Below are 16,767 nucleotides of genomic sequence, written 5' to 3'. Positions count from 1 at the left end.
CTCACGTGATTGGCGGTCGGGGTGGCCCGGATTGCGGCGCGTCGGGGTGACGGGTCGGGGCGTCGGCTAGCGGGCCACCGGCTGCGGGTGGTCGGCCTCGAAGCGCTCGCGGGTGAGGAAGGCCAGCTGGGCGCGCTTGTCGGGCATGTCGATCTCGTCGTCGAAGGTGAAGCCCTCGCGCTCCAGCCGGCGCAGGGCCAGTTCGTTGCGCACGTCGGGCTCGACCACGATGCGCAGGTGCGCGGGATTGCGGAACAGGAACCGGGCCAGCACCGGCCCGACCGCCGTGGTCAGGCCGCGCCCGGTGCCCGTGGGCGGGGCCAGCAGCAGGTGCATGCCGATGTCGCCGGGGCGCACCTCGTACCGCTCGCCGACCGGGTCGGCTGCCGGCTCGTAGGTCTGGAACAGGCCCACCGGCACGTCGTCCAGTCGGATCAGGTAGGCGTGGTGGGTGGTCAGCCCGTCGATGAACTCGTAGATCTCGCGGACGTCGTCCGGCGTGTAGGAGCCCATACCCCAGTACACTGCCCGGGGCTGGGTGACCCATCCGTGCAACAGTCCGGCGTGGACCGCGGGGTCCACCGGTGTCAGCGACAGGGTGCCGAAGCCGGGGATCGTCTCCTCGTACATCACGTGCCTCATCTCATGGTCGTGCGGGTCGTCCGGTGCGCGGCACGACACCTCTCCCCAGAACCGATCGTTTAGGTTAGCCTTGCCTAACTGGGCAGGACTGTACGGGAGGACCGCGTGAAACGGAACTGGGAAGCCCTGGTGCTCAAGGCCATGGGAGGCAGGGACTTCCGGCTGACCGTGCTCGAGTCCGAGTCGGTGAACGCCCGCTACCAACGGCTGCTGGTCGACGGCGGCGGCCTGCTGGAAGCCTGCGGCGTGCACCCGACGATGTGGGTCCGACTGTGGTTCGACAACGCCGGCAAGGCGCACCAGCGCGCGTACACCCTGGTCGACCCGGACCCGGACACCGGGCGGTTCCACCTGGAGTTCGCCCTGCACGACGGCGTCGCCGCCCGGTGGGCCACCGGCGCCCGCCCCGGCGACACCATCGACGCCACCGTCCAGGGCACCGGGTTCGCCCTGCCTGACGACCCCGCCCCGCGCCACCTCTACCTGGTCGGCGACGCCGCCTCCCTGCCGGCGGTCAACAGCCTGCTCGACCACGCCGGGGACGTGCCCGCCACGGTCTGGCTGGAGTACGCCCACGACGACGAGCAGGCGTTGACCCCGCGTGCCCGGGGACACCACAAGGTGATGTGGGTGCCTCGTCAGGACGGTGGCCAGTACCTGGTCGACACGGTGTGCGCGGCGATCCCGCCGGACACCGAGGGGGCCTACTACTGGGTTGCCTGCGAGGCGGGCAGCAACCGGAGCATCGCCCGGCACCTCCGGCGCGGCCTCGGTGCCGGCAAGCAGCAGGTCTCCTCGCTCGCCTACTGGACCGCCCGGTGACCCCAGTCGTTCACTCCGGCCCGCCGGCGGTGGGTGCCCGGTGACCGCCGCGCCCACCACGGCCGGCCCCCCGACCCGCGACGAGACCGTCTCGAGCCGGCTGCCGACCCGCTGGCTCATCCTCGCCGTGCTCAGCCTCGCCCAGCTGGTCGTGGTGCTCGACAACACCGTGCTCACCGTGGCGGTGCCGGCGCTGACCCGGGACCTGAACGCCAGCACCGCCGACATCCAGTGGGTGATCAACGCGTACGCCCTGGTGCAGTCCGGTCTGCTGCTCACCGCCGGCAGCGTGGTCGACCGCTACGGCCGGCGGCGGATGCTGCTGGCCGGGCTCGTCCTGTTCGGGCTCGCCTCGCTCGCCGCCGCGGCCGCGCAGTCCAGCGGGCAGTTGATCGCCGCCCGGGCGGGTCTCGGCGTCGGTGGCGCGCTCCTGGTGACCGGCACCCTGGCGGTGGCCATGCAGGTCTTCGACGCCGAGGAGCGGCCCCGGGCGATCGGCATCTGGGCGGCGGTGAGCGCGCTCGGGTTCGCCGCCGGTCCACCGGTGGGCGGGCTCGTCCTCGCGCACTTCGCCTGGCCGGCGATCTTCCTGCTGAACGTGCCGATCGTGCTGCTCTGCGTGGTCGCCGTCGCGTCGCTCGTCCCCGAGTCACGTGGAGCCACCGGCGGACGCCTCGACTTGGTCGGGGCGGTGCTCTCCACCGGCGGGCTGACCGCGCTGGTCTACGCGGTCATCCGTGGTCCCGAGGACGGCTGGGGCGCCCCGTCGGTGCTCGGCGCGGCCCTGGCCGGCGTGGCGTTGGTCGGCCTCTTCGTCGGCTGGGAACGGCGTACCCCGTATCCCATGCTCGACATGGACCTGTTCCGGGACCGGCGGTTCGTCGGCGCGGTGGCCGGCGTCGTCCTGATCACCTTCGGCAGCGCGGGCGCGCTGTTCCTGCTGGCCCAGCAGTTGCAGTTCGTCCGGGGGCACACCGCCTGGGAGGCGGGACTGCGGATGGTGCCGTTCGCGTCGACCGTGGTCCTGCTCAACCTGGTCGGCGTCGTCGCCCGGCTGATCCGGGCGCTCGGCATCCCGGCGGCCATCGCCGCCGGCATGACGTCGCTCGCCGCCGGGCTCGTGGTCGCCGCGCACGCCCCGACCGACGGCTACGGTGTGCTGCTCGGCGGTCTGGTGCTGATGGGCGCTGGCTGTGCCGTGGCCAATCCGGCCATCGTGGAGGCGGTGATGAGCGCGATCCCCGTCGACCGGGCCGGTTCGGGGGCCGGGGTGGACGGCACCATGACGGAGGTCGGCACGAGCCTCGGCGTGGCCGTGCTCGGCGCGGTGATGAACACCCGGTTCACGGCGGCGCTGCCGGTCGCCCTGGCGGGCGCCGCCTCGTTCCCCGCCGCCATGGCCGCCGCCCGGAGCGAACCCGAACGCCAGTCGGTCGCCGAGGCGTTCTCCTCGGCCGTGGTCGTCGGCCAGACCGTCGGCGCGGTTGCCGTCCTGGTCGGCGGCCTGCTGGCCGCCCTGCTCCTGCACCGCGCGGCCCGCCGGGTCGACTGAGCCCGGGACCGGTCCCGGGCGGACGTCGCCGCCCGCTGCGCGCCGACCGGGACCGGCCCGTCATCCCCCGGACCTGGTCCGGGGGATGACGGGCCGGCTGCGGGCGCTGGTTCGGGCCGCTGTCAGTGCCGGACGGTGAACCGGACGTCCTGGCCCAGGTAGTCGATCTCGTAGAGCACCCGGTACGGCGCGCCGTCCGGCACGTCGGTGGCGAGGACCACCGGGCGGGAACGCGGGCCGTGGGAGCAGGCCGTGACCGGCTCGGTGGCGACCGGCTCGCTGCCGTCGGTGGGGTAGAAGATGACGAGGAAGTCCTGGCAGCGGTCCGCTGGCGCGGCCACGTCCACGATGTGCGAGACGCTGATGGTGGTGCAGGTCGGGTTCTCCGGCACGGTCAGCAGCACGGTGGCCACCCGGCCGCCGGCGTAGAAGTCGGACTCGGGCCGGAGCGGGGCGCAACCGTGCGCCGCCGGCCCGGGCGTCGCGCCCGATCCGGCCTGGGCGGTGCCCGGCGCGACCAGCCCGGCTGCGAGGAGGGCGGTCAGAGCGGTCACCGCGGCCAGCGGACGGATCCTGCGATTCATGGCCGTTTCCTTTCGGGAGAGGGTTTCTACCTGGACCGTCTCCCCGACCCGGCCAACCGTTCGGGACAGATCTACGACATATTCGCGGGCGGCCGGCCCGGTGCGTCCGGGCCGCCCCGACCATGCGCCTCACCCCGGACGATTGCCCGGCACGAGGTGGCCAGCAGCAGCCCCAGCCCGGCGGCCAGGACCGGCAGGCCGACGTCGAAGGGCAGCTGCGCCACCGGGTTCAGCGCGGTCTGCTCACCGACGACGGCGAAGCTGGCCGCCACCACGGCGAGGCTGGTGACCAGGGTGCCCACGGCAGCGACCACCCCGGTCATCGCCGCTGCCGTGCTGCCCCGGGCCAGCAGGGCAGCCCCGCCCGCCACCAGCAGCCACCCGAAGGTCAGCAGGGTCCAGCCGCCGCCGTCGCTGAGCGACGCGTAGGCCCAGCCGGAGAAGGACCAGGCGTAGCCGTCGCCCTTGCGGAACCAGGGCAGCAGGTACCCGGCGAGGGCGAGCAGGGTGGCCACGAGCATGCCGCCGTCGACCGCGAGCAGGGGCGATCCGGGCTTCTGCGCGGGTGAGGACATGCGGGCCTCCCGGTCCGTTGCGGTGCGACAGCCACGCTGCCACGACCGGTCAAGCGTCCGGATCGTCCCGCAGCTCGTCGGGAAGGCGGAACGTCCCGTCGGCGGCCCGGGGCAGCGGGGTCACGGCGACGACGGCGTCGAGGTTGAGCGGGCCGTAGACGTGCGGGAACACCACCCCCGGCGCGACCTCGTCGTCGCGGACCGGAGCGGTCAGCCGGGCCGGGTCGATGTGCAGCAGCAGGAGCGGCCCGGCATCGGCGTAGAACGCCTCGGCGACGCCGAGGATCTGGTCACGCCGCGAGGCGTGGATGAAGCCCTCCTCGGCGAGGGTGCGGCCCCGGGTGGACACCCGGTAGTCCCCGGCCTCGCGGGCCCGCTGCCAGTCCGCCACCTCGGCGATGTGGAAAAGCACAGCCGGACGGTACCGGACTCCCCGCCGTCCCGCCGGGTCACGGTACGTGTCGCTGGCTGAGGTGGCAGTGGGTTCTCACGCTGGGTGACCCTCTGCTGGTCGACATGTTTCCTGGCTTTCCCCTTTGCTCTGCACCCGGATGCGCGACACCGGTGCTGAGCAGGTGTTGTGGTGTGCCGACGTGTCCCGGTGCGAGGAGCCGCCAGTGACCGAGGGTGTCTGGTGCGTGAAAGGGTGCAGAGCAAAGGATGTACGGGGTGGGGCGGTGCCAGTGCGGTCACTCCGGGTGAGTTGTCCCGTCGTTGTCGGCGAGGAGATCGGCAGAAGGGTCGCCCGGCGACGGAAAACCTGTTGAGGGACGAGCACGGAACGGCGAGAAAGGGAACGTGACTCCTGAGACGGTGGTGCGGTTGATGGCGGAGCCGGATCGGCTGCGGGTGCTCGGCGCGGTCGCGCTCGGGGCGGTGACGCCCGACGCGGTGGTGGCGGCCTCCGGCGTCGGCGCGAAGGCGGCCCTGCTGGCGCTGCGCCGGCTGCGTGAGCAGGAACTCGTGGTCGCGGAGGGCGACGTCCTCCGGGTGGACTACGACCGGCTGCGCCAGCTGGCGCGCGCCACGTCGCCCGTCGCCGACGGGCCCGGCGGTGAGGTCGGGTTCCGGCCGTTCCTGCGCGGCGACCGGCTGGTCAGCCTCCCGGCCCAGCAGGGCCGCCGCCGGGACCTGCTGCGGCACGTCGCCGAACGGTCCTTCACGCCCGGCGTCGACTACCCCGAGGCGGCCGTCAACGAGCGGCTCCGCGCCTGGTGCGACGGGGGAGAAGTGGACCATGTGACGATCCGCCGGTACCTCGTCGACCTGCGGATCCTCTCCCGGGCGGACGGCGTCTACCGGCTCGGCCCGGAGCCGGCCGGCGAGCCCGGCCGGGCGGAACGGCACGTCCGGGCGATGGGTCTGAGCTGACGCCGTCGCGGCCCGTGGTGCCGTCGGGGCCCGCGCTGGCGACCAGCGCGACCACGGTCAGCCCGGCCGGTCAGAAGGCGTACGGCCCGAAACGGCCCCAGACCACCAGCACGAGCAGGGCGACCAGCACCAGGTTCCGCAGGACCGGGCCGACCTCTCGGCGCAGGGCGTGCGTGACGACCGCGCCGACCATGATGACGAGCAGCCCGACGGCGGCCAACGGCACGAGCACCGGGGCGATGTCGAGCAGGCCGGGCAGGATCAGCCCGAACGCGGCGAGCACCTCGGCCGCGCCGATGAACTTGATCAGACCGGGCGGCAACGGCTCCAGGGCCTCCATGCCGTTGGCGAGGAGCTTCTCTTTGGGGCGGGTCAGCTTGATGCCGCCGATGACCAGGAAGACGGCGGCGAGCAGACCTGCGATGGCCCACAGGGCGACGTTCATGTCCCGGCCCTTCGAGAGTTCATCCGAGAACGTGGATCAGCACGCGGAACCGTAGCAGATCAGGTGACCGCCGGGGGTCCGTCCATGCCGGACGGTCGACCGGCGCGTCCGGTCGGGAGAGCCACCTCCCGGTGACGACCTCCATGGGTCACGCCTCCTCTGCCACGGCGTCCGGGTCGGTCCGGGTCAGCAGGTCGGTGACCTGCTGACGGAGGTGCGGCCAACCCACCGGGTCGGCGGACCGGGCCTGGGCCAGGGCACCGGCGAGAGCCGCGCGGGGGTCGGCGAGCAACCGGTGCCGAGCGGCGGCGAGGGCGTGGCTCCGGCGCAGCGCGGCCTGGGCCGCCTCCTCGGCCGCCTGCTCGGCGGAGATCTCGGCGACCAGATCCTCGATGCCGCCGCCGGTCGGCCCGTCGTCGTCATCGTCCTCGTCGGCCCAGTACCGTCCGGCTCCCGCCCGGTAGCTCTCCCGGGCCGCCGCCATCAGGTCCGCCCGGCATTGTTGCCGTTCGGTCTCTGTCAGACTCGCCGGGTCGGACAGCGCCACGTCCGGGAGCACCTGCCGTACGGTCAGGTCGGCGGCCCGGCGGAGTAGCCGGCCCCGCCCCTCGGCGCGTCGCCGAAAGACCGCCCGGGCCGGCTCGGGCAGGTTCGGTCCACCCACGCTCCGCGACGACCAGTGGTGGTCGCGGATTCCGGGCAGCAGGGCGGCCAGTGTCGCGGGGCGATCGAACCGCTCCGGGTCGACGATCAATGAGGCCGGGTGCGGTGCGTGGAACCAGTCCGCGGTCAGCCGAGCACCGGCGACCCGTTCGAGGAAGGTCAACGCGGAGGCCCAGGCGAGCCCCGGGCCGAAGTCCAGTCCATCGAGGAACGGGACGAGCACCGGCGGCAGGTCCCGGGGTGGGCCGCCCAGGATCTCGAAAGCGGCGATCACCTCGCCGTCACACGCGTAGCTGAGCCGGCTGACCGCGTTGACGTTCCAGTACACGCTGGCGGCCGTCGTGCCCCGGGAGAGTCGCCGCAGCACCGGCGGCCGCGTGCCGTGGAAGCCGTTCGGCTCCACCAGCAGGACCCCGTCGCCGTGCCGGTCCGCCACGACGATCCGCACCGGCTCCATCCACACCTCCTCGGCAAGGTCGACCAGGGTGGCCCGCCGGTCGGGCTGGAAGGCGTCGTAACGGAGCAGCGCCTCGTCGGTGTCGCCGACGGCGACCACCGTCAGGCAGAGCGCCACGGTGGGCACGTCGGGCCGGGCGAGCAGATCGGTGTAGTGGTCGAGAGCATGCACGCCGGCATCCTCGCGGGCACGTACGACAGCCGCGCGCGGACGGACCACGGGGCTCGTCCCGTGGACCGCCCGCTCCCTACGATCGACTCATGGACACGACGTGGGAGCCGACCGCTCCGGGGGTGCTGCGCCTGCCCTCGGGCCGACTGGTCCGGGGGCGTGGGCTGCGGGCCGGACCGCCGGCCGGTCCCGCCCCGACCTTCGGCGTCTACCTGCTCGGCGCGCCGCCACCCCCGGTGGACTGGGAGAGCCGGTGGCTGCCCTGGCCCGACTTCCGGCTGCCCCGGGACCGGGCCGCCGTCGGACCGTTGCTGCGCGAGGCGTGGGAGCGGGCGGCGACCGGGCGGGTGGAGGTGGCCTGCGGCGGCGGCCGGGGCCGCACCGGCACCGCCCTGGCCTGCCTGGCGGTCATCGACGGGGTGCCACCGGCCGAGGCGGTGGCGTTCGTCCGGCGGCACTACCACCGCCGCGCGGTGGAGACGTTCTGGCAGAAGCGCTACGTGGCGAGCTTCCGTCCCACCGGCAGCGACGGCTGACCGTCCGGGCGCGCGCGCCCGGACGACCGTCGGCCGGGTCAGGAGGCCCTGTCGACCTGTTCCGGGGCGGGCGTCGGAGCGGGCGGGGTCGCCTCCGGACGACCGGCCAGCAGCGACTCGCCCACGACGACCGCCAGTGCCGCGACAGTGACCAGCGCGCCGATGCCGAACACGCCGCGCGCGCCCAGCGGCGTCAGCACCAGTCCGCCGACCGCCGCGCCGACCGCGATGCCCACGTTGAACGCCGCCGAGTTCGCCGCGAAGCCGATCTCGGTCCGCCCCGGGGCGACCACCAGGATCCGGGCCTGGGTGGCCATGAACACCGGTGCCGCCGACGCGCCGAGCAGGGCGAGCATGGCGACCACCACGACCTTCTCGGTGGCGAACAGCCAGAGGCCGAGCAGGGCGACCGCCTGGAGTCCGATGGTCAGCACCAGCGCGCCGTTGGGGAACCGGTCGAGGATCTGGCCGACCCCGCTCACCCCGGCGATGCCGGCGAGCCCGAAGACGAAGAGCAACGCGCTCACCGTCTCGTCGGTGAAGCCGGTGACGTCGGTGAGCAACCGGACGACGTAGGTGAACCCGGCGAACATGCCGGTCACCGAGACCGCGGTGGCCAGCAGGGTGACCACGAACCGGCCGGTGTGCGGGGCGGAACCGTACGCCCCGTGGCTGTCCTGCGGACGGCTGGTCGGCAACAGCACCGCGATCAGCACCAGCGCGGCGAGGGACAGCGCGGTCAGCACCAGGAACGGTGCCCGCCAGCCGCCCTGCTGCCCGAGCCAGGTGCCGGCAGGCACGCCGAGCACGGTGGCCAGCGAGCCCCCGACCGACATCACCGCGATCACCCGCCCGCGTACCTCGGGTGCGAAGAGCCCCACCGCGACGGGCGCCATCACCGCCCAGAAGAGGGCCTGGGCGACGGCGGTCGCGATCCGGGCGGTCAGCAGCACCCAGTAGCTGGCCGCCACGATCGAGATCAGGGTGGACACCACGAGCACCGCCAGTACGCCGGTGAGCACCCACCGGCGGGGCAGGTCCCGGGTCACCTGGGCGAGCGGCAGCGAGACGACGGCCACCGTCAGGCCGTAGCCGGTGACGAGATAGCCGACCGAGGAGAACGTGACGTCCAGGTCCTCGGAGATCAGCGGGAGCAGGCCGATCGGCAGGTTCTCGGTGGTGTTGAAGGTGAAGGCGGACAGGGCGAGAGCCAGCAGTACGGTCACGCGCCGCCAGGTGGCGGAGGCCATTCGTCGGCCGTTCCTTTCTGGGCGTACGGACGCCCGTGGTCGTCGGTGTCGGTGCCGGACAGGCAGCGGCGCAGGGCCCGGCCGAGCGCGACCAACCCCTCGCCCCGCCAGATCGAGTAGTGGTCGCCGGGGACGACGAGTTCCGTCACGTCGGCGGCCAGGCCGTCCCAGCGCATCAGGTCGGCGGGGGACTCGGCGGCGCGGACCACGGTGACCGGCCCGTCGTACCCGCCGGTGGGCCGGTAGTGGCTCAACGCCGTGAGGTGGGCGTCGAACAACGCGTACCGGTGCAGCAGGAAGGAGTGGTCGAGGTCCTCCGGAAGGACACCGGCCCGGACCAGGGCGGTGAACGCCGCCCCCGGGGTGCTTCCGGCGGGCAGGCCGTCGAGCACCGCCCGGGCCGGCTCGACCGGCTGGCCCGAGGTGGCGAGCAGGTCCACCACGAACCTCGTCGTCCGCTCCGCCCCCTCGGGATGCCGCATCAGGGTCGGTACGACGCTGTCGACGAGGACCAGCGCCGGCACGTCGAGACCGTCGGCCCGCAGCCGCTGCGCCAGGTGGTACGCGACCACACCCCCCATCGACCACCCGAGCAGGGCGTACGCCCGGTCGGGACGCACCCGGCGCAACGTGTCCCGGTAGCCGGCCGTGAGGTCGGGCAGCGAGCCGGCCGGCGGACGGTCGTCCTCGAAGCCGGGCGCTTCCAGGGCGAGGACGGGCTGGTCGGCGTCGAGCAGGGCGGCCAGCGGCAGGTAGGGGTAGGGGGACCCGGAGATGGCCGGTACGCAGCACAGCGCCGGCCGGCGTCCGGTGGCGCGGATGGTGAGCACCGCCCCGTCGTCGGTCATCGGTCCGCCCCCCGCCTCGTGTCGATCCGGGCGGCGAGGTCGCGGACCGTGGCGGTGCCGTAGAGCAGGCGCAGGTTCAGTCGCACCCCGAAGGCGCGGTTGATCCGGCTGACCACCCGCATGCCCTGCAACGAGCTGCCGCCCAGGGCGAAGAGGTTGGCGTCCGCGCCGACCTCCGGCACACCGAGCACCTCCCCGAAGATCGTCACCAGGGCGGCCTCGGTCGGGGTGGCCGGGGGAACGGCACCGTCCCGGCCGGTGGCCGGCTCCGGGTCGGGCAGGGCGGCCCGGTCGATCTTCTGCGAGCTGGTCAGCGGGAACTCGTCGAGCACGCACCACACGCCCGGCACCAGGTACGCGGGGAGCACCGCGTCGAGGTGGGCCCGGAGTTCCGCCGGGGTCGGCGGCGGCCCGTCCGCGCTGACGTACCCGACCAGGCGGGGCTCCCCGCGCGGGTCGGAACGGACCACCACCGCCGCCCGGCGCACGCGCGGGTGGGTCAGCAGCGCCGACTCGATCTCGCCGGGCTCGATCCGCAACCCGCGCAGCTTGACCTGGTCGTCGAGGCGGCCGAGGAATTCGAGCTCACCGGCGCCGTTCCAGCGCACCAGGTCACCGGTGCGGTAGACCCGGCTTCCGGGCCGGAACGGGTCGGGGACGAAGCGTTCGGCGGTCAGCGCGGGCTGGTTGAGGTATCCCCGGGCCACCCCGACACCCCCGACGAGCAGCTCACCGGGGGCGCCCCGGGGCGCGAGCCGTCCGTACCGGTCCACCACGTACAGCCACCGCCCCGGGTGGGGTCGGCCGATCGGCGGCGGGCAGTGCCCCTGACCGGGCGGGCAGTCGTGGTCGGTGCAGGCCACCGAGACCTCGGTCGGGCCGTACAGGTTGACCACGCGGCGGCCCGGTGCGTGCCAGGCGTCGACCAGGTCCGTGGTCAGCACCTCGCCGGCGCTCAGCACGACCCGGAGGTCGGGGTGACCGGTCGGGTCGAGGCTGCCGAGCATGGTCGGGGTCAGCCCGAGGTAGGTGACCCGCTGCGTCCGCATCAGCGCCGCCACCTCGTCCGGCGCGGACCCCTCCTCGGGGGAGACGAGCACCAGCGTGGCGCCGACCGTGAGCGCGGTGAGCACCTCGCCGAGGGCCAGGTCGAAGGTGAGCGAGCAGAACTGGAGCATCCGGTCGGCCGGACCGAGGTCGAGCACCCGGCGGTTGCGGTCGACGAAGCTGGCCAGTCCGGCGTGGTCGAGCGCCACCGGCTTGGGTCGACCGGTCGACCCGGAGGTGGTCACCACGGCGGCCAGGTTCGCGGCGGTGTGGGCCGGCAGCGGCCCCGGCGCGGTCGGCCCGGCCGCCGGATCGTCCCAGGCCAGCACGTGCCGGCCCGGCAGCGGCGGCAGGCGGTCGACCAGGGTGGACCGGGTCAGCACCACCGGCGGGTCGACCGCGTCGACCAGGCGGGCCAGCCGCCGGGCCGGATGCGTCGGGTCGAGGATGGTCACCGCGGCCCCGGCCCGCAGCACCCCGAGCACGGCGATGACCAGGTCGAGGTCCCGGTCGGCGACGACGGCGACCACCCGTTCCGGACCGCCGCCGCGCCGGACCAGCCGGTGGGCCAGCGCGTCCGCCCGGCGGAGCAGGTCGCCGTAGGTCAGCTCGCGTCCCCGGCAGACCGCCGCCACCGCGTCGGGGCGGGCGGTGGCGACCGCCGCGATCCGGACGTCCAGCGGGCGTTCGTCGGTCCGAGCTGGACCGCCGTCGCCGAGTTCGAGCAGCGCGGCCCGTTCCCGGTCGGAGAGCAGCGCGAGACGCGACAGCGGACGGGCCGGGTCGGCGCACCCGGCCGTCAGCAGGGTGGTGAGGTGGTCGAGCAGCGCCTCGATCCGCCACCGGTCGAACAGGTCGGTCGCGTAGGTGAGGTGGACGTCGACGCGGTCGGGCGTGACCGCGAAGTCGACGGAGAGGTCGAACGGGGACCGCTCCGACGGGGGCGGAACCAGCTCGACGGCGAGGCCCGGCAGGGACAGCCCGGCCCCCGTGGTATCCGCGCCGAGCAACTGCACGCAGGCCTGGAACAGCGGGTTGCGGCCCTCGGCGCGGACCGGCCGGACCCGTTCGACCACCGCGGAGAAGGGCACCTCGTCGTGGTCGTACAGACCGAGACTCGCCTCGGCGACCCGGTCCACCAGTTCGTCGAAGGTGGGGTCGCCGGAGAGGTCGAGACGGAGCACCACCATGTTGACGAAGAGCCCGACGACCTCCTCTGACTCTGCCTCGGACCGGCCCAGCAGCGGCACGCCGAGCGGCAGGTCCTCCTGGCCGGCCTCGGTGGCGAGCACCGCCCCGAGAGCGGCGGTCAACAGCATGAACGGGGACACCTGGCGGTCGCGGCAGAACGCCGCCACCCGGTGGCGCAGCGCGTCGGGCAGGGAGCGGACGACCGTCGCGCCGGGCCGCCCGGAGGCGGCCGTCCGGGGCCGGTCGGTGGGCAGTTCCACCGGCGGGACGTCGCGTAGCGCCCGCTCCCAGTGCCGGAGTCCGGACTCCAGCGTCTCCGAGGTCAGCCGGGCACGCTGGGCCAGCACGTGCGCGGCGTACGTGCGGCCGGGCGGAGGCAGTCGCGGGGCGTGGCCGGCGACCGCGGCGGCGTACCCGTCGGCCAGGTCCCGCCGGAGCACCCCGGCCGACCAGCCGTCGGTGACGATGTGGTGCAGGAGCAGCAGGAGCACGTGGTCGTCGTCGGCGAGCCGCAGCAGCAGGAAGCGGTACAGCGGGCCGACCCGCAGGTCGAACGGGGTGGTGACCTCCGCCCGTAGCGCCTGGTGCAGGGCCGCCTCCCGGTCGTCCGGGGTGTCGCCGGGCACCGGGCGTACGTCGAGCCGGACCGGGGCGGGCGGGGCGATCTCCTGGTACGGCGTGCCGTCCTCGGTGCCGAACGTGGCCCGCAGCGCGTCGTGCCGGGCCACCAGGTGGGTCAGCGCGGCCCGGAGCGCGGTGACGTCCAGCGTCCCGCGCAGGCGGTAGACGAGGGGGCTGTGGTACGTGGACTCGCCGGGACTGAGCTGGTCCACCAACCACAACTGCTCCTGCGCGAAGGAGAGTGGCAGCCGGGTGCTCACGGCCGGCGCGGCGGCTTCCGGGAGCACGCCGCCCACCGTGGGGGCAGGGGACGTCATCGTCGGCATCCTTTCACGGGTCGACCGGTCGTAGGGGGACGTCGGAGGTGTCACCGGTGTTTCTCCGGATTTCTCGTGTCCTGTTCGGACTGCTGTCCGATGGCGCGTCGAAGGTGTTCGTCCGGGTGGTGTATGCATTGACAAACCTTGCTAGATTTCCTTCGTTGTCCGAACGCGGGGAGGTTGATTTCTGGTGTTCCGGGAGCCGATCGCGGAAATCGCTGAGCTGTTCCACGTCTATCAGTCCGGACTGGTTTTCCACGCGATCTGCGCGGTGGCCAGGCTGGAGATTCCGGACCGGCTCGCGGACGGGCCCCGACCGGTGTCCGAGCTCGCGGTCGAGGTGGCCGCCGACCCGGACGCGCTGCGCCGGGTGCTGCGCCTGCTCGACGGGTACGAGATCGTGACGCACCACCGCGAGACGGACCGGGTGTGGCTCACCGACCGGGGCGAGCTGCTCCGCCGGGACCATTCGATGTCCGTCTGGGCCACCTTCGCCACGCTCGGCGTCTCCGACGTGGCACACCGGCTGGTCGACACGATCCGCACCGGCCGTCCCGCCGTCCCCGGCGCGTTGGGCGCCGGGTTCTGGGAGTACCTGGCGGACCGTCCCGACCAGCAGGCGGTGTTCAGCCAGGCGATGGCGGAGCAGGCGCGGCTGCTCTCGCTGCCCTGCGTGCCCCTGCTGGACTGGCCCGACGGCGGCACGGTGGTGGACGTCGGCGGCGGCAGCGGAGTGCTGCTGGCCGCGGTGCTCGACGCCGCGCCCGGCCTGAAGGGGATCCTGCTGGACCAGCCGCAGGTGCTGCCCCGGGCGGTGGACCGGTTCCGGGAACGCGGGCTGGCCGACCGGGCCGACGTCCGGCCGCACGACCTCTTCGCGCCGGTGCCGGCCGGCGACGTGTACCTGCTCTCCCGGGTGCTGCACGACTGGGACGACGACGCGGTGGTCGGGATCCTCGACGCCCTCGCCCGGGGCGCGTCCCCGGGCGCGCGACTGCGGATCTTCGAGGACCTGCTTCCCGAGTCGGGGCCGCTGGCGGCGACCCAGGCGTGGTCGGACGTGGTGATGATGGTGCTGTACCCGGGGGCCCGGGAACGGACCCTCGGGCAGTACCGCGAACTGCTGGAGCGGGCGGGCTGGGCGTTCCGGCGGACGGTGGCCGGTCCACCCGGGATGCACGTCATCGAGGCGTCCCGGAGCGCCGACGAGCCTCGGTGAGCGTCGGTGCCGTCGGGGTGAGCGCCAGGTCCAGGCGGCGCAGGCCGTTCAGGAAGTTCGACGCCTGACGGACCACCGCGCCGGCGACCTCGAACGCCTCGACCCGCCGGGCCAGGGTCTCCAGCAGACAGCGCAGCTCCAGCCGGGCGAGGGCCGCGCCGATGCAGTAGTGCGGCCCGCCGCCGAACCCGAGGTGGGGGTTGGGCCACCGGTCGACGAGGAACCGCTCCGGATCGGTGAAGACGGTGTCGTCGGCGTTGCAGGCCGGGAACCACACCACCACCCGGTCCCCGGCCCGGATCGAGGCGTCGCCCAGGGTGGCGTCGACGGTGGCGGTCCGCATCGCGTGCATGGGCGGTGACGTGTAGCGGAGGATCTCCTCCACCGCCCGGTCGGTCAGCTCCGGGTCCTGCCGCAGCCGCCGCCAGACCTCCGGGTGCCGGGCGAACGCGAGCATCGCGCCGGAGGCGGCGTGCGGGGTCGTCTCCAACCCCCCGTTCATCAGTCCGTCGCAGTTGAGGACGATCTCCTCGTCGGTCAGTGGCTGGCCGTCCACCACCGCCTGCGCCAGTGCGCTCACCATGTCGTCGCCCGGCTCGGCCCGGCGCCGGTCGAGCAGGTCGGCGAAGTACAGGAAGACCTCGGTGTGCGCCTCGGTCCGGGCCGCCGCCGCCTCCGGACCGCGTTCGTCGTCGTCGAAGGCCCGCAGGGTCAGCCCGACCAGGTGGTCCCAGTCGGCGGCCGGGACGCCCATCATGCCGAGCAGCGCCCACGCGGGCAGCGGCGCGGTGAGTTCGCCGACCACGTCGAACGGGGTGCCCCGGTCGAGCAGTTCGGCCAGCCGCGCGTCGAGCCGGCGGAGCAGTTCGGCGCGGAGCCCGGCCAGCGCCCGGGGCGTGAACCAGGCCGAGTGGGCGGTCCGCAGGCGACGGTGCGCGGGGCCGTCGGCGACCACGAGCATCCGTCCGGCGGCGGCGCGGACGGCCTGCGGACTGCTGCCCAGGCGCATGCCGAGGGTCGAGGTGAACTCGGCGGGCCGCCGGAGCAGCTCACTGCCCGGCCGGTGGCCGGTGACCGACCAGAAGCCGCCGTCGGCCGACTCCTGCCAGGCGACGGGGTGCCGGCGCCGGGCCTGCCGCCAGACCTGGTGGGGCCGGTCGGTGGTGAACAGGTGGGGATCGGCCGGGTCGAAGTCCGCGCCGCCGGCGGTGAACAGGGGAGTACGGGTCAGCACGGATCCCTCCGATCGAGACGCGGAATGGCCGTGGCGGTAGTGCCGTAAATGGGCAGCGCGCGTCGCACGCCGCCGGTTCCCAGCTCATTCCGGAGCGTTTTCCATCACTTATTTCCTGGCGTTCGAAAATATGGATTTGTGGGTTAGGCTCGGCTCATGTGACCACCCGTAATTGTGCGGACGAGGTCGTGCCGGGCTGGTGCGGAAATGCCGCCGCCCGATCCGATGGCAACGCGGGACCGGCCGGGTGCGTGTGGAACCACGTCGGTCCCTCGACGCGCGTCCGCCGGGCGTGGGGGAGGAAGCGACGATGTTCAAGGAAGCGACGTTGTACTCGCCGGTGATCCGTACCGAGAACGGCGCGGTCTCCGTGGTGTTCGCCGACGGACACCCGGGCCGGGACGACCCGGGCTACCAGCGGCACCGCGCGCAGATCGCGAAGGCCGCCCTGGACCACGTGCCCGGCGGCCCGGTCGCCGACGTGGAGTACACCGACGAGGAGCACGAACTGTGGCGGATCGTCGGTCCCGAGCTGCGGGAACGACACCAGCGGTACGCCTGCCGGGAGTTCCTCGACGGGGTGCGCCGGCTCGACCTGCCCACCGACCGGCTGCCGCAGCTCGGGGCGGCCTCGGCGCGCCTGACCGAGCTGACCGGGTTCCGCTTCCGGCCGGCCGCGGGCATCGTCGAGATGGGCGACTTCTACGGCTCGCTCGCCGACGGGCTGTTCCAGGCGACCCAGTACATCCGGCACTGCTCGATGCCCCGGTTCTCCCCGGAGCCGGACATGATCCACGAGGTGGTCGGGCACGGCAGCGCGTTGGCCAGCGACCGGCTCGCGGCGATCTACCGGCGGGTGGGGGAGGCCGCCCGGCGGCTGGAGAGCCACGAGGCGCTCTCCGTGCTCTCCCGGGTCTTCTGGTTCACCCTCGAGTACGGCCTGGTCCGCGAGGACGGCGAGGTGCGCGCCTGCGGGGCGAGCCTGCTCTCCTCGATCGGTGAGCTGGACCAGTTCCGGACGGCGGCGGAGATCCGACCGCTGGACGCGGCGACGATGGGCGCGCAGCGGTACCGGGTGGAGGACTACCAGCCCGTGCTCTTCTGCGCTGACTCCTTCGACCATCTGGAGGAGTTCCTCGACCGGTTCCTCGACCGGATCGTCCGGGGACAGTTCGCCGGGGCGATCGGATCCTGACCGGAGCGCGCTGACCGGGCCCGG

General features: G+C 73.8%; 16 protein-coding genes. 6 read left to right on the top strand and 10 right to left on the bottom strand.

Annotated features, from left to right (window positions below):
* Positions 1-66 precede the first annotated feature (66 nt).
* Positions 67-633: a GNAT family N-acetyltransferase gene (locus GA0070618_RS00875; protein WP_088979917.1), complete on the bottom strand. Its 567-nt coding sequence runs from the start codon at positions 631-633 to the stop codon at positions 67-69.
* Positions 634-747: 114 nt separating this feature from the next.
* Here GA0070618_RS00875 and GA0070618_RS00870 point away from each other — a divergent pair, with 114 nt between their 5' ends.
* The gene (locus GA0070618_RS00870) at positions 748-1,464 is read left to right on the top strand and encodes a siderophore-interacting protein (protein WP_088979916.1); all 717 of its coding nucleotides are present in this window, start codon (positions 748-750) and stop codon (positions 1,462-1,464) included.
* A gap of 40 nt (positions 1,465-1,504) precedes the next feature.
* The gene (locus GA0070618_RS00865; protein WP_088979915.1) at positions 1,505-3,016 is read left to right on the top strand and encodes an MFS transporter; all 1,512 of its coding nucleotides are present in this window, start codon (positions 1,505-1,507) and stop codon (positions 3,014-3,016) included.
* A gap of 122 nt (positions 3,017-3,138) precedes the next feature.
* On the opposite strand, the gene GA0070618_RS00860 is transcribed toward GA0070618_RS00865, so the two are convergent.
* The 3 genes from GA0070618_RS00860 to GA0070618_RS00850 all read right to left on the bottom strand — a co-directional run bounded on the left by GA0070618_RS00860 (position 3,139) and on the right by GA0070618_RS00850 (position 4,587).
* Positions 3,139-3,600 (bottom strand): hypothetical protein, encoded by a 462-nt coding sequence (locus GA0070618_RS00860; protein WP_088979914.1) that lies wholly within the window; start codon positions 3,598-3,600, stop codon positions 3,139-3,141.
* Between the two features lie 71 nt (positions 3,601-3,671).
* The gene (locus GA0070618_RS00855; RefSeq protein ID WP_088979913.1) at positions 3,672-4,175 is read right to left on the bottom strand and encodes a hypothetical protein; all 504 of its coding nucleotides are present in this window, start codon (positions 4,173-4,175) and stop codon (positions 3,672-3,674) included.
* Positions 4,176-4,224: 49 nt separating this feature from the next.
* Positions 4,225-4,587 (bottom strand): DUF952 domain-containing protein, encoded by a 363-nt coding sequence (locus tag GA0070618_RS00850; protein WP_088979912.1) that lies wholly within the window; start codon positions 4,585-4,587, stop codon positions 4,225-4,227.
* 386 nt (positions 4,588-4,973) lie between these two features.
* On the opposite strand from GA0070618_RS00850, the gene GA0070618_RS00845 reads away from it, so the two are divergent.
* Positions 4,974-5,546 (top strand): DUF2087 domain-containing protein, encoded by a 573-nt coding sequence (locus GA0070618_RS00845; RefSeq protein WP_231931559.1) that lies wholly within the window; start codon positions 4,974-4,976, stop codon positions 5,544-5,546.
* A gap of 70 nt (positions 5,547-5,616) precedes the next feature.
* On the opposite strand, the gene GA0070618_RS00840 is transcribed toward GA0070618_RS00845, so the two are convergent.
* Together GA0070618_RS00840 and GA0070618_RS00835 are read right to left on the bottom strand one after the other, a co-directional pair.
* Positions 5,617-5,991 carry a DoxX family protein gene (locus GA0070618_RS00840; protein WP_088979911.1) on the bottom strand — a complete coding sequence of 125 codons (375 nt, stop codon included), beginning with the start codon at positions 5,989-5,991 and terminating at the stop codon, positions 5,617-5,619.
* A gap of 148 nt (positions 5,992-6,139) precedes the next feature.
* Positions 6,140-7,282, bottom strand: coding sequence for a DUF6461 domain-containing protein (locus GA0070618_RS00835; RefSeq protein WP_088979910.1), 1,143 nt, complete (start codon positions 7,280-7,282; stop codon positions 6,140-6,142).
* Between the two features lie 89 nt (positions 7,283-7,371).
* Between GA0070618_RS00835 and GA0070618_RS00830 the strand changes: the two genes are divergently transcribed.
* A complete protein-coding gene (locus GA0070618_RS00830) occupies positions 7,372-7,818 on the top strand; it encodes a protein-tyrosine phosphatase family protein (RefSeq protein ID WP_088979909.1) in 447 nt (148 codons plus the stop codon).
* Between the two features lie 38 nt (positions 7,819-7,856).
* Here GA0070618_RS00830 and GA0070618_RS00825 read toward each other — a convergent pair whose 3' ends face one another.
* From GA0070618_RS00825 to GA0070618_RS00815, 3 genes are read right to left on the bottom strand one after another with little or no spacing between them, the layout of a single operon-like run.
* Positions 7,857-9,044, bottom strand: coding sequence for an MFS transporter (locus GA0070618_RS00825; protein ID WP_231931558.1), 1,188 nt, complete (start codon positions 9,042-9,044; stop codon positions 7,857-7,859).
* Complete coding sequence (locus GA0070618_RS00820) at positions 9,041-9,916, bottom strand: thioesterase domain-containing protein (protein ID WP_088979907.1); 876 nt, start codon at positions 9,914-9,916, stop codon at positions 9,041-9,043. Before GA0070618_RS00820 ends, GA0070618_RS00825 begins: the two co-directional genes overlap by 4 nt.
* Entirely contained in the window at positions 9,913-13,092 is a 3,180-nt protein-coding gene (locus GA0070618_RS00815) for a non-ribosomal peptide synthetase (protein WP_088985186.1), read from the bottom strand. The genes GA0070618_RS00820 and GA0070618_RS00815 overlap by 4 nt, the downstream gene beginning before the upstream one ends.
* Before the next feature lie 193 nt (positions 13,093-13,285).
* On the opposite strand from GA0070618_RS00815, the gene GA0070618_RS00810 reads away from it, so the two are divergent.
* On the top strand, positions 13,286-14,314 hold the full coding sequence (locus GA0070618_RS00810; RefSeq protein ID WP_088979906.1) for a methyltransferase: 1,029 nt from the start codon (positions 13,286-13,288) through the stop codon (positions 14,312-14,314).
* Here GA0070618_RS00810 and GA0070618_RS00805 read toward each other — a convergent pair.
* A complete protein-coding gene (locus GA0070618_RS00805; RefSeq protein WP_088979905.1) occupies positions 14,277-15,548 on the bottom strand; it encodes a cytochrome P450 in 1,272 nt (423 codons plus the stop codon). The two genes, GA0070618_RS00810 and GA0070618_RS00805, sit on opposite strands and share 38 nt — an antisense overlap.
* A 310-nt stretch (positions 15,549-15,858) precedes the next feature.
* Between GA0070618_RS00805 and GA0070618_RS00800 the strand changes: the two genes are divergently transcribed.
* A complete protein-coding gene (locus GA0070618_RS00800; protein ID WP_088979904.1) occupies positions 15,859-16,743 on the top strand; it encodes a phenylalanine 4-monooxygenase in 885 nt (294 codons plus the stop codon).
* Positions 16,744-16,767: the final 24 nt, after the last annotated feature.

Origin of the sequence: Micromonospora echinospora (assembly GCF_900091495.1) — a bacterium.
Taxonomy (GTDB): domain Bacteria; phylum Actinomycetota; class Actinomycetes; order Mycobacteriales; family Micromonosporaceae; genus Micromonospora; species Micromonospora echinospora.
The sequence above is the reverse complement of the archived record's forward strand: the minus strand, read 5'-3'. Positions and strand labels throughout refer to the sequence as shown.